This is a genomic window from Brachybacterium sp., from assembly GCF_052095815.1.
Classification (GTDB): Bacteria; Actinomycetota; Actinomycetes; order Actinomycetales; family Dermabacteraceae; genus Brachybacterium.
Window position 1 is genome coordinate 15,633 of the sequence record NZ_JBQDLF010000034.1, and the last position, 24,233, is coordinate 39,865.

The following is a 24,233-nucleotide window of genomic DNA, read 5'->3' on the forward strand; positions in this document are numbered from 1 at the left end:
TCCGGGCAGGTCACTCCGAGGCGTCTGCGTCCACATCGGCCTCCGCGTCGTCAGTGCCTGCGGGCTCCGCGCCGGTGACGAACTCGCTCAGGTGCTGCGAGAGGGCGAGCCGGCTGGGCTCGTGGCAGTACATCATGTGCCCCGCCTCGTAGTACTCGATGCGGATCCGCTCGCTGTAGTCCTCGCGCGGGATCGCGAGCTGGGCGAGCACGGTCTCGCTGGCGTGGAACGGGGTCGCGGCGTCGTGATAGCCGTGGGAGACCAGCACCTTGGTGTGCGGGGACTTCCGCAGCAGCCGGGAGAGGTCCGAGGCGACCTCGACCGAGCGGTTCTCGAAATCCTTGTAGCTCCACGGATGGACACGGCCGGACATGATCTCGTAGATCACGTCGGAGGAGAACTCGAGCTCGCTGCGAAGATACTGGTTGATCGCCGCGGTGTACGACGGGGCGAGCTGATCGATCGACGGATCGGTCTCCATCCTCGCGGAGTTCCCGTTCCCGGCCGGGGCGGTGAAGCGACCGTCGATGCGACCCGTGACCAGGCCCTGATCGCGCAGCAGCTCGGCGAGGAAGGCCAGATGCTCCACGCGCAGGTCCGCGCGCTCCACCCAGTCCGGGTCCACCCCGATCAGTGCGCCGATGCGGGCCGCGGCTTCCTGCGTCTGCTCAGGTGCCAGGCGCAGACCGGCCGCGAGCAGCGCCGGGTACTCCTGCTCGGCGAAGGCCTCCGCCTCGTCGACCACGTCCTGCAGCAGCCGGCCCTCATGCTTGCCGTGCGCATGGGCGATCGCGGCATAGGTGGGCAGGTAATGGATGTACGGGCTGTCGTTGCCCTCGGAGAACACGATCGTGCCGAAGTCGAGTACCGGGGAGATCAGCGCGATCCCGGCAACGGCCACGTAGTAGCGGTCCATCAGGTGCGCGGCGACCGCGGAGGCGCGGGTGGTGCCGTAGGACTCCCCGGCCAGGTGGATCGGGGAGGTCCAGCGCTGATTGCGGCTCAGCCAGTCGATGATGAACGCGGCGATGAGATCGCGGTCGGCGGTGAGCCCGTGATGGCGATCCGGCTTCTGCCCGGGTGCGGGACGGGAGTAGCCGGTGGTCATCGCATCGACCACCACGAGATCGGCGTCGCGCAGGATCGTCTCGTGGTTGTCCAGCAGTCGGTGCGGGGGAGCGGTCGGGGAGCCGGCATCCCCGGAATCCACGCGGCGCGGCCCCAGCAGGCCCAGATGCAGCCAGACCGTCGAGGCGCCCGGACCGCCGTTGAACGCGAACATCACCGGACGCGGCCCCGCACCCTCGACGCCCTGGGCGACATACGAGACGGAGAACAGCTCCGCGTAGGCGGCGCCGCGCCCGTACTCCTCGCCCTCGGGCTCCTCCTTCAGCACCACAGTGCCGGCGGTGGCCGTGTAGTCGAGCGTCCCGTCGGGGAGTGCGAGCGAGTGCAGCGTGGTGACCAGGTGGTCCTCACGGGCGGGCTTCTCGGCGGCGGATGACGGGACGGTGGCGGTGTTCTCGTGGGTGCTGGCGGGGCGGGGCTGGTCGGTCACTCATGCTCCTTCATCGGATGCGGTGTCGGCATCGATGGTATGCGAGCTGCGCAGGGCAAGGACCAGGTGGGGAGCGCGCACCCGGGGGATGGCGCCTGGTGACCGGGTGACCGGGTGACCGGGTGACCGGGTGACCTGGTGACCTGGTGACCTGGTGGCCCGGTCGCCCGCGGCTCGTCGCGCCGCGACACGCAGGCGTGGAACGCGCGAATCCACCGATATCTTCCAGGAACGGAAGATATCGGTGGATTCGATGGCGAGCGCACGGCGTGTCTGGGGCCGGGCTCCTCCAGCGCGTCCTTCGCCGCGAGGTCTTGGCTCCTGCCCGGTGTGTCCGGGGCCAGGAAGGTGGGGCAAGGCCAGGGAGGGACGTGCTCAGTCGAGCGCCGCGATGTCGCGGGGCTCCTCCGCGCCGTCCTCGTTCTCGCGCACGACCATCCGGATCGGGTCCAGCTTCGTCCACAGGATGAAGAGGATCCCGACGATGTGCATCGCCAGTCCCGCCCAGAGGTTGGCGTTCAGCCCGCCGGTCTTCGCGGCCTCGACGGGGGTGAAGGCGAACAGGCCCATCCCCAGCAGGACCAGGCCGAACAGGCCCAGCAGGGAGCCGATGAAGTTGCGGATGTCGAAGGCGCCTGCGGTCCGGACCGCAGCGGCTTCGGGGGTGCCGGATCCGCGGTCCGCGGTCGGGTTCTGATCCTTGTGTGTGCTCATGGGTTCTCTCTTCCGTCCGCGCTCAGGCGAAGACGATGTTCAGGATGATGACCAGGACCAGGGCGATGCCGGCCATGGGGGCGGGACGGCGCCAGAAGGGCAGGTCCTTCTCCTCGGGATCCACGAGGTCTGCCTTCGGGGTCTCCGAGTAGACCAGGCCCTTCAGCTCATGCGCGGGCTTCGGGGCGGTGAACCGGGTGACGATCACCGAGACCACGATGTCGACGACGAACGCGGTCGCGGCGCTCACGAAGGCGAGGCCCTGGCCCGGCAGCTCGAAGACGCCGAAGAAGGTGGAGGCGCTCCACAGGGCGACGGCGGCGAGGGTGCCGGAGACCAGGCCGGCCCAGCCGGCCGTCGGCGTCATCCGCTTCCAGAACATGCCCAGGATGAAGGTCGCGAACAGCGGGGCGTTGAAGAATCCGAAGAGGGTCTGCAGGTAGTCCATGAGGTTCGAGAACTGCCCGGCGATCAGTGCGGTGAAGATCGCGATCACGCAGGCCGCGGCGGTCGCGATGCGGCCCACCTTCATGTAGTGGCCGTCGGGCGCGTCCTTCTTCACGTACTGCTGGTAGAGGTCGTAGCTGACCACCGTGTTGAAGGCGGAGATGTTCGCGGCCATACCGGCCATGAACGCGGCGAGCAGGCCGGCGATCGCCACGCCCAGCAGGCCGTTGGGCAGCACGTCCCGCATGAGCAGCAGCAGGGCGTCGTTGTAGGTGACGCCGGTGGCCGCGGCACCGGCCGCGTCCCCGCCCACGTCCAGCTGCTTGAACTCGGTGAGCTCGCCGACCAGGATCGCGGCGATCATGCCGGGGACGATCACGATGAAGGGGATCAGCATCTTGGGGAAGGCGCCGATGATCGGGGTCATCCGGGCGGCGGTGATCGACTTGCTGGCCATCGCGCGCTGGACCTCCACGAAGTTCGTGGTCCAGTAGCCGAAGGAGAGCACGAAGCCGAGGCCGAACACGATGCCCACCACGGACAGCACCGGGCTGTCGAAGCCGGAGAGCGCCTGGCCGGGCCAGGTGTGCAGCTGCTCCTCGCCGAGCATGCCGTCACCGGCGATGCGCTCCTTCATCCCGCTCCACCCGCCCACGCGGTGCAGGCCGATCAGGGTCAGCGGCAGCAGCGCTGCGACGATCACGAAGAACTGCAGCACCTCGTTGTAGATCGCGGCGGAGAGCCCGCCCACGGTGATGTAGAACAGCACGAACGCGGCGGCGAGCACGAGGCCCACCCACATCGGCCAGCCCAGCAGGCGGTTCACGATGGTGGCGAGCAGCGAGAGGTTCACGCCGGCGATCAGCAGCTGCGCGACGGCGAAGCTGATGGAGTTCACCAGGTGCGCCCCGGTGCCGAAGCGCATGCGCATGAACTCGGGGACCGAGCGCACCTTGGAGCCGTAGTAGAAGGGCATCATCACCACGCCCAGGAACAGCATCGCCGGGACGGCGCCGACCCAGAAGTAGTGCATGGTCGGCATGCCGTACTGGGCGCCGGTGGCGGACATGCCCATGATCTCGACGGCGCCGAGGTTGGCGGAGATGAAGGCGAGGCCGGTGACCCAGGCGGGCAGCGAGCGGCCCGAGAGGAAGAACTCGATGGAGGTGGAGACGCCGCGCTTGGCGTACCAGCCCACTCCGAGCACGAAGGCGAAGTACAACGCGATGATCGCGTAGTCGATCCACTGGGCGTCGAGGCGGAGGTCGACCATGAAGCAGTTCCTTGGGGACGGGGAGGGCGCGGTGGCGGCGAAGGCCGCGGCGGGCGCAGGTGATGCGGCATCTGGAGGTGCCGGAGCGTGACGTTACCACCGGGTAGTTCGTCATGGGCGCCGGATGCGGGCAACTGCGGGCCAGGAGGGCGGCAGTGTGGTGCTTACCGCATCTGCGGGGCCCTGAGCGGGGCTCTTGCGGGGCCCGGGGCAGCGCGCGGTGAGGGGCTCGGCGGGGCTGCGCGGCGCGCCGGATCGCGCCCCCTTCTCAAATCGTGAACGTTCACGGTAGCATCCTTGCCATCCACCGGATCGACGCTATGCTCGGGTGGAATTCACCGACGAATTGTGACAGGGAGAGCGATGACGCCACGTCTTTCACGCCGAGCCGCGTTGGCGGGGGGCGGAGCGGCAGTCGCCGCCGGCCTCGCCGCCTGCGCGCCGCCTAACCCCGGTGAGGTGAATGCAGCACCCACCATTCCGCCCGCGGAGGGCAAGGTGCACCTCTCCTACTGGGCCTGGCTCAAGGACCTGCAAAACGTCTGCGATGTCTTCAACGAGTCGCAGGACCGGATCCAGGTCGACGCCACCTGGATACCCGGGGGCAACACCGGCGGCTACGCGAAGATCCTCTCCGCCATCGCCGCCGGCGGCGGCCCGGACATCGCCCAGGTCGAGCTGCGCCAGATCCCCGAGTTCGCCCTCGCCGGCGCCCTGGTGGATCTCTCCCGCTACGGCTTCGACGAGCAGGAGTCCCTGTTCGATCCAGGAGCCATCAGCCAGGCGAAGGTCGGCGACACCATCTGGGGCGTCCCGCAGGACACCGGCCCCGTGGCCACCTTCTACAACCGCGAGGTGCTCGAGGAGGAGCTGGGCCTTTCCGTCCCCGCCACCTGGGATGAGTTCTACGAGACGGCGGGCATCGTCTCCGAGGCCGGCAAGATGCTGATCAGCCTGGACCCCTCCGACGGCTCCCACCCGATCGCCTGGGTGATGCAGGCCGGCGCGAACTGGTTCCGTCCCGAGGGTGACGGCTGGATCGTCGACATGACCGGCGACGCCTCGATGCGGGTTGCCGAGTACTGGGACCGCATCTTCGCCGAGAAGCTGGTGGGCACCGGATACGGCTCGTTCGCGACCCCCTGGTACGCCGCGGCGGCCGACGGGAACGTGCTCGCCTCCATCAGCGGGTCCTGGTCCGATGCGCTGGCCAAGACCATCCCCGGCGGCGAGGGCAAATGGGCCGTGGCGCCCATGCCCACCTGGCCCGACGGCTATGCCTCGGGCGGGCACGGCGGATCGGCCGCAGCGGTCTCCTCCACCAGCGCGCATCCGGCCGAGGCGCTCGAGTTCCTGACCTGGATGTGCACCGACCCCGCCGGGATCGACGCCATGATCGAGCACTCCGGCATCGGCTGGTCCCCGGCGGCCGACTACATCGGGAAGATCCGCCAGCAGCCCGACGACTTCTTCTCCGGACAGAACTACAACGAAGACGTCATCGTCCCGATGGCCGAGGGCCAGAACCTCGAGTGGACCTGGGCACCGCTGATGCAGCGCGTCCAGGCCATCGTCGGGGACGGCATGACCACCGCCGTCACCGGCGAAGTCCCGCTCGCAGACATGTTCGCCGCAGCGCAGACGGAGATCGTCGAGATCATGCGCACCATCGGCCTGAACGCGGAGGAGGCACGATGAGATCGAGAACTGCCCCATGGGTGCTGCTGGCACCCTTCCTGATCCTGTTCATCGGCACCATGATCATCCCGATCATCATGGCGATCGGCTACAGCTTCACCCGGGTCGAGCGCAAGGGCCTGCTGGGCGAGGGCGGTACCGAGAGCGTCTTCGCGGGCCTGGACAACTATCTCGCCGCGCTGACCAACGTCAACTTCATCGAGTCGATCGGGCGCATGATCCTGTTCGGCGTGGTGCAGGTGACCGTGATGATCGTGGCCGCCACGATCCTGGCGCTGCTGCTGGAGAGCGCCTCGGCGAAGTGGCCGGGCTTCTTCCGCGCCACCTACTTCCTGCCCTACGGGATCCCCGGCGTGATCGCCACGATCCTGTGGTCCTTCCTGTACATCCCCGGTCTCTCGCCGATCATCGACGTCCTCGCAGTGGTCGGGATCGACGTCGACTTCCTGGGCCCGAGCATGGTGCTGTGGTCGATCGCGAACATCGTGACCTGGACCTACACCGGCTACAACATGCTGATCATCATCGCGCAGCTGAAGTCGATCCCCGGTGATCTGTACGAGGCCGCGAAGCTCGACGGTGCGAGCTCGTTCCGGGTCGCGATGGCGATCCAGCTGCCGCTGATCCGCCCCGCCCTGATGCTCACGATCATCTTCTCGATCATCGGCACCCTGCAGCTGTTCGCCGAGCCGCGGCTGCTGCAGACGATGAGCGCAGGCATCACCTCGGAGTACACCCCGAACATGTCCGCCTACGCCTTCGCATTCCAGTACAACGACATCGGCATGGCGGCGGCGCAGTCCGTGATCATCGCACTGGCCGCCTTCCTGCTCTCGGCGGTTGCGCTGGGAGTCTCCAACTGGACGGAGAAGCGCTCATGAGCACCGCCGACACCACCACCACGACTCGCCCCGCAGGGCGTCGCAGGGACTCGGCCAAGGACTCCCGCGCCGGTTCTCGTGATGCGGGCCGCAAGCCCACCACCACGATCATCATCACCGCACTGCTGGTGATCGTGGCGCTCTACTTCCTGGTCCCCGTCTACTGGGTGCTGATCAACGCCACCAAGTCCACCGAGGATCTGTTCGGCACCGGCGGCTTCTGGTTCGGCGAGGACTTCCAGTTGCTGGAGAACCTCCGTGCCGTGCTCGACGCCAACGGCGGCATCTTTCCCCGCTGGGGCTTGAACTCGCTGCTCTATGCGGGGGTGGGCTCGGTGCTGGCGACCTACTTCGCCACCGCCGCCGGTTACGCCCTGGCCAAGTACCGCTTCCGGGGCCGGAACTTCGTGTACGCGCTGGTCCTGGGAGGCGTGCTGGTCCCCGGCACCGCCGTCGCCCTGCCGCTGTTCTTCCTGTTCAGCTCGATGGGCATCACCAACACCTACTGGTCGGTGCTGATCCCCTCGCTGGTGAGCCCCTTCGGGCTGTTCCTCGCCTCGATCTACGCGAGCGCCGCGGTGCCCGAGGAGATGCTCGAGGCGGGCCGGATCGACGGGGTGGGGGAGCTGGGCCTGTTCCATCGCCTCGCGCTGCCGCAGCTGACCCCGGCTCTGGTGACCATCCTGCTGTTCCAGTTCGTCGCGATCTGGAACAACTACATGCTCCCGCTGGTGATGCTGGCCGACGAGAAGCTCTACCCGATCACCCTGGGCCTGGACAACTGGCGGGCCCAGACGGACCGGCTGCCGGAGTTCTACCAGCTCACCATCGGTGGCGCCCTGCTCTCGGTGATCCCGTTGGCGATCCTCATCCTGGTGCTGCAGCGCTTCTGGCGCGGCGGCCTCACGGAGGGCTCGGTCAAGGGCTGACCCCTACAGCCTGACCCTTACAGCCTGACCCATGGTCGGGCACCGATGCTCAGGCGCCGGTGCCCGACCAGCGTCATGTGGGGGCGGTGAGGCGCCGGGAGGCGTCGGCCCTTGCCACGGGCGCCTGCGCATCGTTCGATAGAGGCATGCGCACCACCTCTGCCTCCGCACACCCCGAGCTGCGGCGCCCCCAGGTGCGCCGTCGCTCGCTGCTGGCCACCTCGGCGCTGCTGCCGCCTCTCGCCCTGGGCCTGGCCGCGTGCGGAGGGCAGGATGAGGGCGAGGGCCCGGATCTCGCCGCGGAGCTGCCACGGGCCGCGCCGGGCCCGGCGGACGATGCCGGCGGCGTCGCGATTCCCTTCACCGCGAGGATGCTCGGCGCGATCGACCGCGCGGAGGTCAACGCGGTCTGCTCGCCGCTGTCCGCGCAGGTCGCGCTCACGATGGTCGGCATGGGGGCGGCCGGGCAGACCCTCCAGCAGATGGAAGAGGTGCTCGGTGGGAGCATGGAGGTCCTCGCCGAGGGTGCGAACACGCTCTCGCAGCTGCTGGCCACCGTCGGCGACGAGGAGCGGGAGCTCGATGACGACGAGGCGCCCGAGCCGGCCCGTGCCTCGCTCGTGAACGGGACCTGGCTCCAGGAGGGCTTCGAGATCCAGGAGACCTTCCTCGAAGACCTTGCCACCTGGTTCGGCAGCGGGCTCTTCGAGGCGGACTTCACCGACGACGCCGAGCGTGAGCAGGCCCGGGAGGAGATCAACGAGTGGGTCGCCGACTCCACCGACGACCTCATCGAAGAGCTGATCCCCGAGGGCATCCTGGACTCGAACACCCGCCTCGTGCTGGTCAACGCCCTGCACCTGAAGGCCGCTTGGCCCGAGGAGCTCACGAAGGGCGGCGGCACCTTCACCACTGCGGACGGCTCGGAGCTGAGCGCCGAGATGCTCCACGGCAGCACCTCCACCTGGTACGAGGACGAAGTGTGCCGGGCGACCTCTCTGGGCACCTACGGCGAAGACCTCGCGCTCGCGCTCGTGCAGCCCACCGGTGACCTCACCGACGTCCTCGATGCCTGGGCGGAGGCCGCATCCGGGAAGGATTCTGGTCTCGCCGCCCTGCTGAGCGGGCTCGAGGACTCGCAGGCCTCCACCCAGCTGGCCGTCCCCGCCTTTGACATCGGCTGGGAATCCGCGCTCAAGGACACGCTCAAGAGCCTCGGCATGACCGACGCCTTCGGCAAGGAGGCTGACTTCTCGGGCATTACCGGCGCGGTGGACCTGGTGATCGACGAGGTGCTGCAGAAGGCCGTGATCACGATCGACGAGCAGGGGATGGAGGCCGCCGCGGCGACCGCGGTGGTGATGGCCGAGACCTCCGCCCAGATCCCTGACCAGGAGCTCGTGCTGGACTCGCCCTTCCTGTTCCTCGCCTATGAGCGCTCCACGCTCGCCCCGCTGGTGGTCGGCTGGATCGGCGATCCCACCGAGACCCGCTGACGGACAGTCCCGAGCTGCAGCGGTGCCGGCGACTAGCCTGGTCGCACGCACTTCTGGATCGTTCTCGCAATGGAGGAGACATGACCGCTGCACGCCCCTGGCCGCTCGGAGTCGACGGGATCGCCTACGGCGGGGACTACAACCCCGAGCAGTGGCCCCGGGAGGTCCGGCTCGAGGACATCGAGCTGATGCGCGAGGCCGGCGTGAGTCTGCTCAGCGTCGCGATCTTCTCCTGGGCCATGCTCGAGCCGCGCGAGGGCGAGTACGACTTCGGCTGGCTCGACGAGGTGATGGACGACCTCGCCGACGCCGGGATCAAGGTCGCTCTCGCCACTGCGACCGCCTCCCCGCCGCCGTGGCTCACCCGGAACCACCCCGAGATCCTCCCGGTCACCGAGGACGGCACCGTGCTCGGCCAGGGCGGCCGACAGGCCTACGCCGTCTCCTCGCCTCTGTTCCGCGAGTACGCGCTGCGGATGACCCGCGTGATGGCCGAGCGGTACCGGGAGCATCCCGCGCTCGCGCTCTGGCATGTCGACAACGAGCTGGGCTGTCACGTGCCCCATGACTTCTCCGACCACGCCGCCGCAGCCTTCCGTCGCTGGCTGGAGGTGCGCTACGAGAGCATCGAGGCGCTGAACCACGCCTGGGGCACCGCCTTCTGGTCCCAGCGCTACGATTCCTTCGAGGAGATCCTGCCGCCGCGCGCCGCGCCCACCTACGCCAATCCCACCCAGCAGCTCGACTTCGCCCGCTACTCGAGCGACGAGCTGCTCACCCACTACCGGGCGCTGCGCGACGTGCTGCGCGAAGTCACCCCGCACGTCCCCGCCACCACCAACTTCATGCTCTCGAGCGCCACGAAGTGGATGGATTACTACTCCTGGGCGGGAGACGTGGACGTGGTCGCCAACGACCACTACCTGATCGCGGCCGATCCGCGCGGCCAGATCGAGCTGGCCTTCGCCGCGGACCTCTCCCGTGGCGTCGCCGGCGGTGACCCGTGGATCCTCATGGAGCACTCCACCTCCGCGGTGAACTGGCAGCCCCGCAACCGCACCAAGGGTCGCGGGGAGATGCTGCGCAACTCCCTCTCGCACGTCGCTCGCGGGGCCGACGGGGTGATGTTCTTCCAGTGGCGCCAGTCCCAGGCCGGCGCCGAGAAGTTCCACTCGGCGATGGTCCCGCACGGCGGGCGCGACACCGACGTGTGGCGCGGCACCGTGGCTCTGGGCCGCGCCCTGGAGTCCCTCGCCCCGGTCCATGGCAGCCGTGTGCTGAACCGGGTGGCGCTGGTCATGGACTATCCCTCCTGGTGGGCCAGCGAGCTGGACTCCCACCCCACCCAGGCCCTGCGCTACAGCGAGGAGATGCTGCGCTGGTACACCGCGCTGTGGGACCTCGGCATCGGGGTGGACATCGTCCCCACCAGCGCTGATCTGACGGGCTACGAGCTGGTGATCGCTCCGACCCTCTACACGGTCAGCGCCCAGGAGGCGGAGCGCCTGGACGAGGCCGCCCGTGCCGGAGCGCAGGTCGTGATCACCTTCTTCTCCGGGATCGTGGACGAGAACGAGCACATCTACCTCGGGGGCTACCCGGGCGCATTCCGAGACCTGCTGGGCGTGCGCACCGAGGAGTTCTACGCCCTGCAGGAGGGCGAGATCCTGCACCTGGATGACGGCACCGCCGCGGACATGTGGAGCGAGAAGACGCACCTCGAGGGTGCCGAAGCGATGCGCTCCTGGGCCGATGGTCCGCTGCACGGCTGGCCCGCGATCACCCGCAATGCCGTGGGGGAGGAGGGAGGCGCCGCCTGGTACGTGGCCGCCCATCCGGTGGCGGAGGGGCTCGAGACGCTGGTGGCGGAGGTCGTCGGCGCCGCGGGCGTGGAACCGACTGTGCCCGGCCTGCACCGCGATGTCGAGGCGGTGCGCCGCTTCGCCGAGGACGGCACCACCTATCTCTTCGTGCTCAACCACTCCGATCGCGATCAGGTGGTGCAGGTCAGTGGTCGGGAGCTGCTGCGCGACACCGAGGCGGACGGCGCCCACACCGTGCCCGTCGGCGCTGTCGCGGTGATCCGCGAGAGCTGAGCGACTGCGGGGCGTCGGGGCGTTGCCTGCCCTGCCGCCCGCTCCTGAGACACTGATGGAAGACGTGTGACCCGAGAGGACCTTCGACGATGACTGCCCTGCTCCAGCCCACCCCGGACGGGTTCCTCCGTGACGGGGAGCCGCATGTGGTGGTCTCCGGCGCGATCCACTACTTCCGCGTCCATCCTCAGCAGTGGCGCGACCGGCTGCGCCGCCTGGTCGCGATGGGCTGCAACACAGTGGAGACCTACGTGGCCTGGAACGTGCACCAGCCGGCCCGCGACGTCACCACCTTCGAGGGCTTCGCGGATCTGGGAGGCTTCCTCGACATCGCCGCGGAGGAGGGCCTCGACGCGATCGTGCGCCCCGGCCCGTACATCTGCGCCGAATGGGAGAACGGAGGCTTCCCCGGCTGGATCCTCGCGGACCGCAACCTCCGCCTGCGCAACCGCAACGCCCCCTATCTGGAGCTGGTCGACGCCTGGTTCGATCAGCTGATTCCGGTGATCGCCCACCGACAGGCGGCTCGCGGCGGCAACGTGGTGATGGTGCAGGTGGAGAACGAGTACGGCAGCTTCGGTGACGACACGGTGTACCTCGCGCACCTGCGCGACGGTCTGATCGCGCGCGGCATCGAGGAGCTGCTGGTGACCTCCGACGGGCCGGCACGGATGTGGCTGACCGGTGGCGCGGTCGACGGCGCGCTCGCGACCGTGAACTTCGGCTCCCGTGCTCTGGAGGTGCTGGCGATGGCCGAGGAGGAGCTGCCCGCCCAGCCGCAGATGTGCATGGAGTTCTGGAACGGCTGGTTCGACCACTGGGGCGAGGGGCACCACGAACGGACCGGCGGGGACGCCGCCGGGGAGCTCGCCGACATGCTCGATCACGGCATGAGCGTGAACTTCTACATGGCCCATGGCGGCACCAACTTCGGCCTGCAGGCCGGTGCCAACCACTTCGGCTTCCTCCAGCCCACCACCACCAGCTATGACTACGACGCCCCGATCGCGGAGAACGGTGCGCTGACCGAGAAGTTCCGCGCCTTCCGGGAGGTGATCGCGGAGCATCGTGAGCTGCCCCCGCTCGAGGAGCACCTCGAGCAGCTGGAGCTCGTCGCGCAGCCGGCGACTCTGCCTGCCGGAGACGTGAGGGTCGAGAAGCTCGCCTCGTTGCGCGGCACCGAGCGGTTCACCCGCGCCGCCGAGGTGCATCCCACGCCGCCCGCCTTCGAGGATGTCGGGCTGGAGCGGGGCCTTCTGCGACTCTCCCGGGAGATCGAGATCGCGGCGGTCGAGCGTGAAGGACGCCCCGAGATCTCCCCGCTGAAGCTCTACGACCTGCATGATCGTGCCTGGGTCTATGTGGACGGGGTCTACCTCGGGGCGACCGGCGTGGTCGGCAACGAGGAGAGCGAGATCGACCCGGCCACGATCGAGCTGACCCCGTTCCTCGGGCGGCTGCTGCCCGACGGCGGGCGCCGCACCGTGCGCGTCGAGATCCTGGTGGAGAACCTGGGACGCGTGAACTTCGGACCGAAGCTCGGGGAGCGCAAGGGCATCCTCGGCGGTGTCTGGCAGACCATCCGCTTCCTCAACGGCTGGGAGGCCGATTCCTGGCCGCTTGAGGAGATGGGGGCAGAGCTCGCCGCGCTGCTCGAGGCCGCTCCCTCGCTCACGGCCGGGCCCCACTCGGCGCTCACCGCCGGGGCCGACACTGCAGCATCCGACGCCGCACCACGCGCCACTGCAGCCAACGACGCTGCAGCATCCGATGCCGACGCGCTCCCGGTGCTGGTGGGCGCGTCCTTCGAGGCGGAGAGTCCCGCCGACACCTTCCTCGACGTCTCCGGCGCTGGCCACGGGGTGGCTTACGTGAACGGCTTCTGCGTGGGCCGCTATTGGAACATCGGTCCCCAGCTGACCCTCTACGTCCCCGCACCGCTGGTGCGCGAGGGCCGCAACGAGGTGCTGCTGCTGGATCTCGAGAAGCAGCCCACGCGGCTCGCGCTCGCCGCGGAGCACCGATTCGGGCGCACCGACGACTGAGAGCACGCGCTCCTGCAGAACACTGCAGGCCCGACCGGCTCTGCTTGACAGGGTGCCCCAGATCGGAAATGCTCCCACAATACCTGTAAATCGGTTAACAACAGTTGGGCACTGCGCTCCTCACACGAAGCTGTGACGATGAAGCGGTGCTGTCCCGGCTCCTCTCGAAAGCGGTCCCCTCATGAAAGACCTCCGGATCGGCGTCATCGGCTTCGGATCCCGCCATTACCTGGCCCTGCGTGCCCACCAGCCGGGGGAGGGCTCGGCGATCACCGTCGTCGCCGACCCGAGCGAGCTCGGCAAGGCGAACGCTCGCAAAGCGCTCGGCGAGGAGATCCCGACCGTGGATACCGTCGAGCAGCTGCTGGCCGACCATGAGGTCGACGCGGTCATGATCCTCACCCCTGACTTCGCGCATGCCTCGGTCGCGCTGACCACCCTCGAGGCGGGGATCCCCACCTTCTGCGAGAAGCCCATGGCGATCAGCGTCGAGGACACCGACGCGATGCTCGCGCTCGCGAAGGAGAAGCGGGCTCGGCTGTACATCGGCCACAACATGCGCCACATGCCGGTGGTGCGCCAGATGAAGGCGATCGTCGACTCGGGCCGCATCGGCCGGGTGCGCGCGATCTGGTGCCGGCACTTCGTGGGTGCCGGCGGCGACTTCTACTTCAAGGACTGGCACGCCGAGCGTGCGAAGTCGATGAGCCTGCTGCTGCAGAAGGGCGCCCACGACATCGACGTGATCCACTGGCTCGCCGGCGGCTACACCCGCCGGGTCTCCGGCATCGGTGACCTCGCCGTCTATGGCGACATTACCGATCGGCGCGACAACTCCGACCGCCTGATGCGCGACTGGTACGACGCCGACATCTGGCCACCCACGGCTCAGAAGGAGCTGAACCCCGTCATCGATGTCGAGGACATCTCGATGCTCAACATGACGCTGGACAACGGCGTGCTCGCCTCCTACCAGCAGTGTCACTTCACGCCCGACTACTTCCGCAATTACACGGTGATCGGGGACGCGGGCAGGATCGAGAACATGGGGGACGGCAGCGGGGACCAGATCCATATCTGGGAATCGCGCCGTTCGGGCCCCGGCCGGCCCGACGCCGTCGAGGTCATCGCCCGGGCCGACGGCGGCCACGGCGGCGCCGATCCCAGCCTGGTCGCCGAGTTCCTGCGCTTCGCCCGCTCCGGCGGGACCACCGAGGTCTCCGCCATTGCCGCACGTGAGGCCGTGGCCACCGGGGTGTACGGCGCGGAGTCGATCCGCAGCGGCGGGGTGCCGCTGGACGTGCCGCCGGTCCCGCAGGAACTGCGCGACTACTTCGACGACGGGCAGGTCTGAGCCCGGTCAGGTCCTCCGCGCAGGCGGTCCCGCTCGCTGTTGCTCCGGTCGTCGCGCAGGCGGTCGTGACGGCACCGTGGCTTGTAGCATCGCTGTCGGATCTCAGCCCGCCGCCCACGGCATCGCTGCCGTGCAAGGAGCCCCGATGACCAGTGCCGTCCCCACCACTCGTCGCGTGATGCCGACCGACCTTCCCGAAGCGTGGTCCGGTGCCGCGACCTGGACTCAGACGGCCGCCGGCGCCCAGCCCTGGCGGGTGGCCCCGGCGCAGCTCGAGCGGATCATGAACGCCGAGGTCGAGGAGCTGGCACGGATCCCCAACGGGGTGCGCCTGGCGGTCGACACCGATGCCAGCGCCCTCGAGGTCGAGCTGACCACCACAGAGGCGCATGCGAATTCGGCGCGGTGCCTGGATGTCGTGGTGGACGGTGAGCTGGTGGCGACCCGGGAGGCCGGTGGGAACGTGACCGCTCGCATCGAGCTGCCGGGAAAGCTCGCCCGGGTGGAGCTCCGGCTGCCTCACGCCGCCCCGACCACTGTCCAACAGGTGCTCCTGCACTCCGTCACCCAGCTGGCCCCGGCCCCGCCCCGCGGCCCCCGCTGGGCTGTCCACGGCAGCTCGATCACCCAGTGCAACCAGGCAGACAGCCCCACCGGGACCTGGCCCGCGCTGGTCGCCGCCCAGAACTCCTACGAGCTCACGGCACTGGGCATGTCCGGGCAGTGCCACCTGGACCCGCCGCTGGCCGAGACCATCGGCCGCTCGCGTCCCGATCTCGTCACCCTGTGCCTCGGTGCGAACGTCTACGGCGCGAACACCTTCTCCGAGCGCAGCCTGCCCCCGGCGATGATCGGCTTCGTCGACTACGTGCGCCGTCTGACCGAGGCGCCGATCGTGGTGATGAGCTCGATCGCCGCCGGTCCCCACCGCGAGGACCAGCCCAACGCCGTCGGTCTCACCCAGCGTCAGATCCGCGACCTGGTCCATCGCAGCGTCGAGGTGCTGCAGCGCCTCGATCCGCTGATCAGCCTGATCGACGGCACCGAGATCCTCGGCTTCGACGAGATGGAGCTCCTCGGCGACCTGCTGCATCCCACTGCGGAGGGCTATCGGGTGATGGCCGAGCGGCTCGCGCCGCGGCTGGCGGGCCTGCTCGACTGAGGCACGCTCCCCGTCGCAACCGTCGCAACCGTCGCAACCGTCGCAACCGTCAGAACCGTCGGAACCGTCGTGGCACGATGCCCCCATGCGCATCGCACTCATCGGCGGCAAGGGCGGCGTGGGCAGCTCCCTGGTCGCGGCATGGCGGCACCAGCACGAGCTGACCGTCCTGGACCGCAGCACTGAACCTGTCGACGGGGTCCGCGACATCGTCGCGCCGGCTGACGATCCTGTCGCGCTCGCCGAAACGCTCGAGGGGGTCGAGGCGGTGGTCCATCTGGCCGCTCATCTGCCGCGGGGGACCGAAGCCGAGCAGCTGCCCGGCACGGCGGAGGCGATCTCGACCAACGTCGGAGCGGTGCTGCTCGCTCTGCGCATGGCCCGCCGGTCCGGAGCCCGGTCCTTCGTGCACATCAGCTCTCTGTCCGTCTTCTCCCGCTACTGCATCGACCCGGTCCCGGCCGGTGCGGCACCGGACGAGACTCTGCTGTACGGGCTCACCCAGCGCCTCGCCGAGAGCGCACTGCGGATCTCGGCCGAGGGTGAGGCGCCCACTCCGGAGGAGGGGCCGATCGCGGTGACCTCTCTACGGCTGGCGTTCCCGACCACCGCGCAGGACTGGCCGCGTTGGAAGACCCCGGTCGAGCCGGAGAAGGACGCGCAGCTGATGCGCATGGGCGATGGCACGGTGCACGCAGCGATGCATCCCGAGGACCTGGTCGCCGCCGTATGGGCTGCGCTGCACCGGGACCGCGGTGGCCGTTACGAGGCGATCGCCGTGACCTCAGCGCCCCACGCGATCGATGACGACGCGGCGCAGCAGCTGCTCGACTGGCGGCCCCGGCACGTGCTCGGTGCCGGGGCCTGACCAGGTCGCTCTCTGTGCGCGGGCCTCAGGCCGTGGCGCCGTGGGCGGTGACGACCTTGCCCGCGTAGCGGCGGCGGAAGCGCTCGATGCGGCCTGCGGTGTCTACCACGCCACCGCGTCCGGTCCAGAAGGGATGCGAGGCCGAGGAGACCTCGACGTCGACGACCGGGTACTCGCGGCCATCCTCCCAGGTCATGGTGCGCTCGGAGGTGCGAGTCGAGTTCGTGAGGAAGGCGGTCCCGGCGCTCCGGTCACGGAAGACGACGGGGCGGTAGTCGGGGTGGATGTTCTTCTGCATGAGGATCTCCTCCGTTGATGACTGAAAGTTCAACGGTGGGGCGGGGCTGAGTATTCCCGCTCGGGGGAGCACTTTTCCAGCCGACCGGGTCCGGGGTGGTTCGGACCGGTCGTCATGGGGAGGCTGGGCCGTTCAGCGCAGCTGCGGAGTGAGCGGCTCAGCGGATCTCGCAGTGCGCCGTGAGCGCCGCTCAGCGGATCGCGCAGTATGCCGCGAGCGCCGCGTCGACGTCGGCTGTTGCCACCGCTCCGGCATGGACGGGCCAGGACGCGGCGACGTAACCATCCGGTCGCACCAGGTACAGGTGGTCGTCGTGCAGTCGTCCGAGCGAGTCCGGCGGGAAGGTGAGCGGTCCCTCGATCCAGTCTGGCGCGGAGGTGGGCCGGGCCGCCACGATCCCGTAGGTGTGCAGCTGCCAGGCCATTGCGCCCAGGGCTGCCGCGTTCTCCTGCGTCGGCGGCAGTCGCAGGCCGACGGCCCGGTCGCGCGCCCAGCGCGGCGGCGACTGTCCCTTCGGGACCGCGTGGTACCGGATCCGGTACTGGCCGAGCAGCCCCGCGGCGTACGGACCGAACGGGGTGCGCAGCAGCCGCGGCGCGAGCACGGCGAGCACATCCCGGCCTCGTCGGCGCAGGAAGGCTGTGCGCCGGCCCGTCCGGGCGATCGCCCCGAAGGCACGGTCGGTCGCCCGGATCAAGGTGAGTGCGACCGGTCGACGCTCGTCCTCGTAGCGGTCCAGCGCCGCCTCGTCGAGGTGCCCTGCGGTGACATCTGCCAGCAGGTTCGCCAGGTGATGGGCATCCTGCAGGCCGGTGTTCATACCCTGACCGCCCACGGGGGAGTGCACATGGGCCGCGTCCCCGGCGAGGAACACCGGGCCCGTCCGGAACTCCGCGGCGACCCGGTGATGGACCCGGTAGGCAGAGAACCAGTCGACCCGCTCATAGCGGATGCCGAGATCCTCCCGTGCGCCGGCCAGAGCCTCCTCCTGCTCGGGGTGGGCATCGCCGTGCAGCCAGATCAGCCGCACATGACCGTTCGGCCCCAGCGGGAAGAGGAGCGCGAAACGCTCCTGGCCGAGACGCACCGACAATGCATCGGGCGGGGCGTCCTCGACCCCGCGCAGATCGGCGACGCAGAAAGTCGCATCGTCGGTCACGCCCTCGAAGTCGAGGCCCAGCTGGTGGCGCACCGGCGAGCTCGCCCCGTCGGCTCCGATCAGCCAACGGCAGCGGATCCGCAGCGGGCCGTCCGACCCCTCGACCAGCGCCTCGACCGGACCCTCGGCATGACCGTCGACGAGCGCCTCGACCGGCCGTTCGGCGGCCCCTTCGACCGGCCCTTCGGCGAGCCCCTCCGGTCTGACAGCGCTCTCTGCGGCCTGCACCTCGAAGGAGATCAGCCGGTGCCCGAACAGCACCGGTCGACCCTCCGTGGCGAGCGTCTCGCCCAGCAGCGCCTCGGTGCGGCTCTGCTCGAAGATCTGGGCGCCGGGGAACGGGGTCCATCCCTGCTGCCGGGCGGCGAACTCGATCCCGGCCGGGTCTCGCCCGCCGCGCAGGCGGGGGCAACGGCGCTCTGGCCGTCCTGCAGCACATGCTGGGCAAGTCCCAGCTGATCGAGGATCTCCATGCTCCGGGCTTGGACCACAATCGCCCGCGACTCCCGGGTGGGCCCCGGTTTCGGGTCGATGACCAGGGCGGATACTCCGCGTCGGGCGAGGACCAGGCCCGCCATCACGCCCGTCGGCCCGGCGCCGACGATCAGCACGTCGGTCTCTGTCAGTGGTGGTTCCGGCGTGCTCATCACGGTGGCACCTCGTCTCGCGGCGGCCCGAGAGCGGGCCATGATGCCACGGTAGACCCCTGCTGTGACGGCGTCACCCTGCTGATCGACGCTCTCGGCGCCGCGGGCCTGATCCTGTCCGGGCTGCGCCGTCGCGGTGAGATGCGCAAGCACGGGTCGCAGTCGAGCCGGCGAAGGTCTACTGGGCCAAGGCCGCCGCGGGCGTCGTGGTGCTGGGCTTCTTCGCCTACCTGCTGGCGAAGCCCACCGGCGGGCTCCCGATCGTGCTGGCGGTCGCCGCCTGCTTCATCGGCGGCGCCGCGGTCACCGGCGGCGCCGGCAAGATCTCGGGCGCGATGATCGGTGCGCTGATCAGGGGTGTGCTGAACATCGGCATCTCGATCCTGGCCGTGGATCCCTCGTGGCAGATGACCATCAAGGGCCTGGTGCTGCTGGCTGCAGTCGCCTTCGACCTGGTCTCCAAGAAGCGCGGGGCCGCGGCGGCCTGAACCGGCCCCCACAGCACCCTGACTCGGCCCAGGCCCGCCTGAACAGGCGGGCCGGGGCCGATTCGGATGGCCCACGGCGAGCGAGCCGTAGGTTGCTCTCCTCATACGGCTCTATGGGGGACGCAACCTACGGCTCGCTCTTCTGTTCAGGGCTCGGCTCGGGGCTCGGCCCCCTGGGGCCCCGGCTCAGCCGGCCAAGCTCAGCTCAGCCGGTCAGCTCAGCCGGCCAAGCTCAGCCGGCCAAGCTCAGCCGGTCAGCTCAGCCGGCCCGACTCAGGCTGCGGCGCCGGCCAGCTCACGCTGGGGGTGACGCGCCTGCTGGCGCGCCAGGTGCGCCGCGGAGGACAGGTCCACCTCGACGACGGGATAGATGTTCCCGTCCTCCCAGGTGGTGGTGTGCTCCGACGTGCGCGTGGAGCGGGTGAGGTAGCGCAGGCCCGCGCTCTGGTCACGGAAGACGACGAGATGCGGCTGGGGGGACTGCATTCGATGCTCGGGATTCATGGTCTGGTACTGCATGGGACTACTCCTTCGAAGTCGGCCCTGGGCCGACGGATGTCTGGGTCCGGCAGGGTGCCGGGATGCGCGAGGTGCGCAGGATGCGAGCTGTCCGCTGGGGCGGACGTTCGCTGGCCGGGCGCCGCTGGGGCGGGCCGTGGCCGGTGGCGCGCACCGGTCGCGAAGCTCCACGGGAGGCCGCCGAGTCGGCGGGATGGAGGCGACGCGAGGGCGCAGGCCCTGCGAGGCGAGCTCGGGGTGTGCTGCCGTCATGGCAGTGCGCGAGCTGCGGGGTTCGCAGTGATCGAGTGGACGGGTCTCACGTCCAGGTGGCGGGATTCTCCGCCAGGTGACGACACGTCGTCGGTCCGGCTCACAGGCTCGACCACCCATGAACTCGTAGGACGCTACCAGGGAACAACCGGGAAGCCCAGTGCTTTATTCCCGACGCCATATCCGTGGCGGGATCTGATGTTGCAATCACCCCTGGCGGAGCGATGACTCCTCGCCAGTGGCGCGTCGCACGAAGGCTCGGTGCGCGGCGATGATCAGCCACAGGAGCACCCCGACGCTGATCAGCCCGATGGCGATGTGCAGCACGCCGTTTGTGGTCGCATCCCAGGCGGTGTGGAGGATGATCGCGCCGACGTAGGACACGACCAGGGCGAGCACACCGCGACCCTTGTGGGTGGTCTCGACCAGGTACCACAGCGCCGCGCAGATCGAGCCGGTCCAGGCCACGTGACCGGCCGGCACCAGGATCCCGCGCAGCACCAGCGTCGCATCCAGCGCCCCCAGGCCGCCGTTCTTCGACAGCAGCGCGTTGAAGCCGTATCCCATGGTCTCGAGCACTGCGAAGCCTGTGGCCGAGGCGATGCCGATGACGATCCCGCCGCCGCGGGTGACCCGGTGGGCCAGCGCCAGCACGATCAGCGGCACCACCAGCTTCGCCGACTCCTCGATGATGCCGACCAGCAGGATCGACGCCCTGCCGAGCACGAGTCCGGCGATGGCCTCCTCAAGACCGGCGGCGCAGATCCCGAACAGTCCGCCCAGCACGGCGGTGAGCAGCACGATCCGGGTGGGCACGAGCGCGCCCACCTTGCTGGACTGCGCCAGCAGCAGCACCGTGAGCGGGATCGTCGCCGCGCCCACCAGCAAGATGGTGGGCAGCATGGTCGGGTTCCTGGTCAGGAGCATGATCGTAAAAGTCGCGAGATAGGCGAGGATCCCGATGCCCAGGGTGAGGAGCCACGAGAACCGCAGGTACCAGGGGTATGCGACGGGGGCCGATGGGTGCGGCGCTGTGACGGTGGGCCGTGATGCGTCAATGGGCTGGGTGGACATCGCCAGATCCTTCGTCCAGTCGCGGGAGGCTCTCGCTCACCCGGGGTGAGGCGTCGTCATCGCGGCGGCGTCAAGGCCAGTATGCGCCTGTGGTTCCTGTCCTGAGCGCCTTGTGGCGTGTGAGCCGGGAAACGTGGTGGCGCGAGTCGGGGAGCCCAGGGGGGATCAGGGAGCATCGTCCTCCCGGTGCCCCTTTCGCGCCTCCGGGTCCACGAGCATCAGCACGTCCGCCGGTCCGCCCTCGGCGCCGAAGGCGTGGGGCAGCATCGTGTCGAACTCGGCGGACTGGTTGGTGCCGACCCGGTAGCGACGCTCGCCCAGCAGCAGGGTCAGCGTCCCGGAGAGGACCACCAGCCATTCGTGTCCGGGATGGGCGCGCATCCGGGACAGTTCCGGCGGCGGACCGGTCACTCGCCTGCGCAGGATCACCGAGTCGGGGGAGTGGCGGATGCGCCAGCGGAGCGTGTCCAGGCCGTGGTCGGAGCTCGGGTGGGAGACCACTTCCTCGGTCTGCATCTCGACCAGCTCATCGAGGCCGGTGTCCAGCGCCCGAGCGAGCGTGACCAGCTGATCGAGCGCCAGGCGGCGCTGCCCGTTCTCGATCCTCGACAGCGTGGAGGGGCTGATGTGGGCACGGGCGGCGAGTTCGCCGAGCGAGAGGCCCTGGGCGTGGCGCAGGGCACGCAGCCGCTGGCGCACCAGGCCATCCACACCCTCAGAAGTTTGCGTCATGGGCAAGATGCTATGCAGGCGCGGCAAGGCGTGTCTAGCGTGGCGAGCATGAACGCACCTCACGCTCTCCAGTCCCAGTCCCAGTCCCAGTCCCAGTCCCAGTCCCAGTCCCAGTCCCAGGGTCTGCCCGCCGAGCTCGTCGACCTCGCCGTGATCGGCGGCGGGGCCGCCGGCCTGAACGGCGCGCTGATGCTCGCCCGCTCCCGCCGCAGTGTCGTCGTGATCGACTCCGGCACCCCGCGCAACGCCCCGGCCGAAGGGATCCACGCCCTGCTCGGCAACGAGGGCACCCCTCCGGCCGACTACCTCGCCCGCGGCCGCGCCGAGGTGCGGCAGTACGGCGGGCTCGTCGTCGCCGGGGAGGTCGCCTCCGCACGCGCCGCCGCACCGTCGGCGGAGGGCGACCTGCGCTTCGAGCTCGTCCTCGCCGACGGCCGCACCCTCACCGCGCGCCGGCTGCTGGTGGCCAGCGGGATCCGCGACGAGCTGCCCGAGATCCCGGGACTCGCCCAGCACTGGGGGCGCGGACTCGTGCACTGCCCCTTCTGCCACGGCTGGGAGGTGCGCGACCAGGCGATCGGCGTGATCGCCACCCGGCCCGCCTCCCTCCACCAGGCGCTCATGTTCCGCGCCCTCACCGAGGACGTCACCGTGTTCGCGCCCGGGATCGAGATCGACGACGATGCCCGCGAGCGCTGCGAGGCGCTCGGCATCACCGTGCGCGAGTCCCCGATCCAGGAGATCGTCGCGAGCGAGGATGGCGGCATCACCGGGGTGCGGCTCGAGGGCGGCGAGCTGGTGCCGCGCTCCGTGCTCACGGTCGCGACGGTCATGACCCCGCGGCTGGACGGACTCGAGGACCTCGGTCTCGAGATCGAGGAGCTGCCCGGCGGGATGGGCCAGAAGATCGCCACCGGCTTCGCCGGAGCGACCGAGGTGCCCGGGGTGTGGGTCGCGGGCAACGCTGCGGACCCCATGGCGCAGGTCGGGGCCTCGGCCGCGGGCGGTGCGCTCGCCGGCGGGCACATCCAGGGCATGCTCGTGATGGCCGACGCCGACGCGGCGATCGCCGCGCACCGGGCGCGCCGCGCCGCCTGAGCCCGGCGCGCCGCCTGAGCACGCCGCGCCCCGTAGAGCGCTCGCGCGGTCGGTGCGCACGGTCGAACGTTGCAGAGCTGGCGGATTGGAGGACGCGGGACCCATTCCCCCGCCTTTGCAACGGTGGAGCGTGACCGGGTGAACTCAGCGTGACCGGGGTGCTCAGCGTGACCGGGGTGCTCAGCGTGACCGGGGGAGCTCAGCGCACCCGGCGCAGGCCCCGCTCACGCAGCACCAGCAGGCCCAGGGGCACCAGGACCAGCGCGGCGCCCACGACACCGACCAGCAGCGGCCCCTGCACCCCGAGCCCGCTGCCGAGAGCCGTCCCCGCCAGTCCGGTGCCGATCGCCGTGCCGAGGTTGAACATCGCCGTCGGCATCGAGGTGGCGAGCGTCGAGGCCTCGCCGCCGTAGCGGTTCGCGAGCCCTACCAGCACCGGGTTCGCCGAGAGGCTCACCAGCCCCAGCAGCACGAACAGGAGGAGCATCAGCGCCGGCTGCGCGGGGAGCAGCAGCAGGGCCAGGGCGATCACGAGCGTCGCTGCCGCGGTGAGCACGGGGGTGGCGAACGGACGGGTGTCGCCCATCCAGCCGGCGAGGATCGAGCCGACCAGTGCCGCGAGGCCGAAGCCCATCAGTGCGACCGGCACCCCCAGCTCGGGGATCCCGGCGGCGTCGGTGAGGATCGGGGAGATGAAGCTGTAGATCGACAACGCTCCGCCGGTGACCATCGCGCAGGTCGCCAGCACCAGCCACAGCCTTCCCGAGCGCAGGGACGCGAGCTCGGCCCGCACCGAGGGGAGGGCCCCGGACCTGCTCGCGGCCGGCACCATCCGGGCCACTGCCGCGGCGAGCACGGCAGCGAGCACGGCGAGCAGCCAGAAGGTGCCGCGCCAGCCGATGAACTGCCCGACGAGCGCCCCGAGCGGCACTCCGAGCACGTTGGCGAGCATGCCGCCGCCCAGCATGATGCCGAGCGCGCGGGAGCGGATCCGAGGTCCGGTGGCGTCGACGGCGGCGACCGAGGCGACCGCCCAGAACGCTCCGGTGGCCACGGCGGTGACGAAGCGGGTGCCCAGCAGCACGCCGAAGCTGCCGGTGAGCGCACCGACGGCGTGGCCGGCGGAGAAGATCACGAGCGCTGCGGTGAGGGTGACGCGACGGGGCACGCGCAGGGTGGCCAGCGCCATCGTCGGCGCGCCGAGGATCATCCCGACCGCGAAGACGGTGATCGCGAGGCCCGCCTGGGCGACGGTCACCGAGAAGTCCCCGGCGACCGAGGTGAGCAGGCCGGCGAAGACGAACTCGGTGGTGGCCATGAGGAAGGTCCCGGCGGTCAGCACGTAGATCACCGGGGGCAGGGCGGTCGGTGCGGCAGAGGTCGAGGCGGGCGGGAGCGTCGCGGTCAAGGAGGTGCCTTTCGGAGGCGGAGAGAGTCCGAGGGCG

21 protein-coding genes are annotated in these 24,233 nt (G+C 69.9%); 11 read left to right on the forward strand and 10 right to left on the reverse strand.

Features of this window, described 5'->3' with window-relative positions:
- Positions 1–10 precede the first annotated feature (10 nt).
- From ACTH43_RS13090 to ACTH43_RS13100, 3 genes are all read right to left on the reverse strand, one after another.
- Positions 11–1,558 (reverse strand): S10 family peptidase, encoded by a 1,548-nt coding sequence (locus tag ACTH43_RS13090; RefSeq protein ID WP_441445341.1) that lies wholly within the window; start codon positions 1,556–1,558, stop codon positions 11–13.
- A gap of 375 nt (positions 1,559–1,933) precedes the next feature.
- The gene (locus ACTH43_RS13095; protein ID WP_441445342.1) at positions 1,934–2,272 is read right to left on the reverse strand and encodes a hypothetical protein; all 339 of its coding nucleotides are present in this window, start codon (positions 2,270–2,272) and stop codon (positions 1,934–1,936) included.
- Between the two features lie 22 nt (positions 2,273–2,294).
- Positions 2,295–3,992, reverse strand: coding sequence for a sodium:solute symporter family protein (locus ACTH43_RS13100; RefSeq protein ID WP_441445343.1), 1,698 nt, complete (start codon positions 3,990–3,992; stop codon positions 2,295–2,297).
- 459 nt (positions 3,993–4,451) lie between these two features.
- Here ACTH43_RS13100 and ACTH43_RS13105 point away from each other — a divergent pair, with 459 nt between their 5' ends.
- The 9 genes from ACTH43_RS13105 (at position 4,452) to ACTH43_RS13145 (ending at position 16,521) form a co-directional block, all read left to right on the forward strand.
- Positions 4,452–5,690, forward strand: coding sequence for an ABC transporter substrate-binding protein (locus tag ACTH43_RS13105; RefSeq protein ID WP_441445344.1), 1,239 nt, complete (start codon positions 4,452–4,454; stop codon positions 5,688–5,690).
- Positions 5,687–6,571 carry a carbohydrate ABC transporter permease gene (locus ACTH43_RS13110; RefSeq protein WP_441445345.1) on the forward strand — a complete coding sequence of 295 codons (885 nt, stop codon included), beginning with the start codon at positions 5,687–5,689 and terminating at the stop codon, positions 6,569–6,571. The genes ACTH43_RS13105 and ACTH43_RS13110 overlap by 4 nt, the downstream gene beginning before the upstream one ends.
- Positions 6,568–7,500 (forward strand): carbohydrate ABC transporter permease, encoded by a 933-nt coding sequence (locus ACTH43_RS13115; RefSeq protein ID WP_441445346.1) that lies wholly within the window; start codon positions 6,568–6,570, stop codon positions 7,498–7,500. Before ACTH43_RS13110 ends, ACTH43_RS13115 begins: the two co-directional genes overlap by 4 nt.
- A gap of 146 nt (positions 7,501–7,646) precedes the next feature.
- Positions 7,647–8,996, forward strand: a complete 1,350-nt coding sequence (locus ACTH43_RS13120) for a serpin family protein (RefSeq protein WP_441445347.1) — start codon at positions 7,647–7,649, stop codon at positions 8,994–8,996.
- A gap of 80 nt (positions 8,997–9,076) precedes the next feature.
- Positions 9,077–11,092 carry a beta-galactosidase gene (locus ACTH43_RS13125; protein WP_441445348.1) on the forward strand — a complete coding sequence of 672 codons (2,016 nt, stop codon included), beginning with the start codon at positions 9,077–9,079 and terminating at the stop codon, positions 11,090–11,092.
- 89 nt (positions 11,093–11,181) lie between these two features.
- Positions 11,182–13,137, forward strand: coding sequence for a glycoside hydrolase family 35 protein (locus ACTH43_RS13130; RefSeq protein WP_441445349.1), 1,956 nt, complete (start codon positions 11,182–11,184; stop codon positions 13,135–13,137).
- Positions 13,138–13,318: 181 nt separating this feature from the next.
- Positions 13,319–14,491, forward strand: a complete 1,173-nt coding sequence (locus tag ACTH43_RS13135; protein WP_441445350.1) for a Gfo/Idh/MocA family protein — start codon at positions 13,319–13,321, stop codon at positions 14,489–14,491.
- A gap of 145 nt (positions 14,492–14,636) precedes the next feature.
- Positions 14,637–15,653 carry a GDSL-type esterase/lipase family protein gene (locus tag ACTH43_RS13140; protein WP_441445351.1) on the forward strand — a complete coding sequence of 339 codons (1,017 nt, stop codon included), beginning with the start codon at positions 14,637–14,639 and terminating at the stop codon, positions 15,651–15,653.
- An 85-nt stretch (positions 15,654–15,738) separates the two neighbouring features.
- A complete protein-coding gene (locus ACTH43_RS13145) occupies positions 15,739–16,521 on the forward strand; it encodes an NAD-dependent epimerase/dehydratase family protein (protein ID WP_441445352.1) in 783 nt (260 codons plus the stop codon).
- Between the two features lie 25 nt (positions 16,522–16,546).
- On the opposite strand, the gene ACTH43_RS13150 is transcribed toward ACTH43_RS13145, so the two are convergent.
- From ACTH43_RS13150 to ACTH43_RS13160, 3 genes are all read right to left on the reverse strand, one after another.
- Entirely contained in the window at positions 16,547–16,819 is a 273-nt protein-coding gene (locus ACTH43_RS13150) for a type B 50S ribosomal protein L31 (RefSeq protein WP_441445353.1), read from the reverse strand.
- 190 nt (positions 16,820–17,009) lie between these two features.
- Positions 17,010–18,239, reverse strand: coding sequence for an FAD-dependent monooxygenase (locus ACTH43_RS13155; RefSeq protein ID WP_441445354.1), 1,230 nt, complete (start codon positions 18,237–18,239; stop codon positions 17,010–17,012).
- Positions 18,218–18,667 (reverse strand): FAD-dependent monooxygenase, encoded by a 450-nt coding sequence (locus ACTH43_RS13160; RefSeq protein WP_441445366.1) that lies wholly within the window; start codon positions 18,665–18,667, stop codon positions 18,218–18,220. The genes ACTH43_RS13155 and ACTH43_RS13160 overlap by 22 nt, the downstream gene beginning before the upstream one ends.
- Before the next feature lie 164 nt (positions 18,668–18,831).
- Here ACTH43_RS13160 and ACTH43_RS13165 point away from each other — a divergent pair, with 164 nt between their 5' ends.
- Complete coding sequence (locus ACTH43_RS13165; RefSeq protein ID WP_441445355.1) at positions 18,832–19,113, forward strand: hypothetical protein; 282 nt, start codon at positions 18,832–18,834, stop codon at positions 19,111–19,113.
- A 273-nt stretch (positions 19,114–19,386) separates the two neighbouring features.
- Here the strand turns inward: ACTH43_RS13165 and ACTH43_RS13170 are convergent, their stop codons facing one another.
- The 3 genes from ACTH43_RS13170 to ACTH43_RS13180 all read right to left on the reverse strand — a co-directional run bounded on the left by ACTH43_RS13170 (position 19,387) and on the right by ACTH43_RS13180 (position 21,690).
- The gene (locus ACTH43_RS13170) at positions 19,387–19,632 is read right to left on the reverse strand and encodes a hypothetical protein (protein ID WP_441445356.1); all 246 of its coding nucleotides are present in this window, start codon (positions 19,630–19,632) and stop codon (positions 19,387–19,389) included.
- A gap of 459 nt (positions 19,633–20,091) precedes the next feature.
- The gene (locus ACTH43_RS13175; protein WP_441445357.1) at positions 20,092–20,958 is read right to left on the reverse strand and encodes a PrsW family intramembrane metalloprotease; all 867 of its coding nucleotides are present in this window, start codon (positions 20,956–20,958) and stop codon (positions 20,092–20,094) included.
- A 165-nt stretch (positions 20,959–21,123) separates the two neighbouring features.
- Positions 21,124–21,690 (reverse strand): helix-turn-helix domain-containing protein, encoded by a 567-nt coding sequence (locus ACTH43_RS13180; RefSeq protein ID WP_441445358.1) that lies wholly within the window; start codon positions 21,688–21,690, stop codon positions 21,124–21,126.
- Between the two features lie 48 nt (positions 21,691–21,738).
- Here ACTH43_RS13180 and ACTH43_RS13185 point away from each other — a divergent pair, with 48 nt between their 5' ends.
- Positions 21,739–22,788 carry an NAD(P)/FAD-dependent oxidoreductase gene (locus ACTH43_RS13185; protein ID WP_441445359.1) on the forward strand — a complete coding sequence of 350 codons (1,050 nt, stop codon included), beginning with the start codon at positions 21,739–21,741 and terminating at the stop codon, positions 22,786–22,788.
- 199 nt (positions 22,789–22,987) lie between these two features.
- Here ACTH43_RS13185 and ACTH43_RS13190 read toward each other — a convergent pair whose 3' ends face one another.
- Complete coding sequence (locus tag ACTH43_RS13190; protein ID WP_441445360.1) at positions 22,988–24,196, reverse strand: MFS transporter; 1,209 nt, start codon at positions 24,194–24,196, stop codon at positions 22,988–22,990.
- Positions 24,197–24,233: the final 37 nt, after the last annotated feature.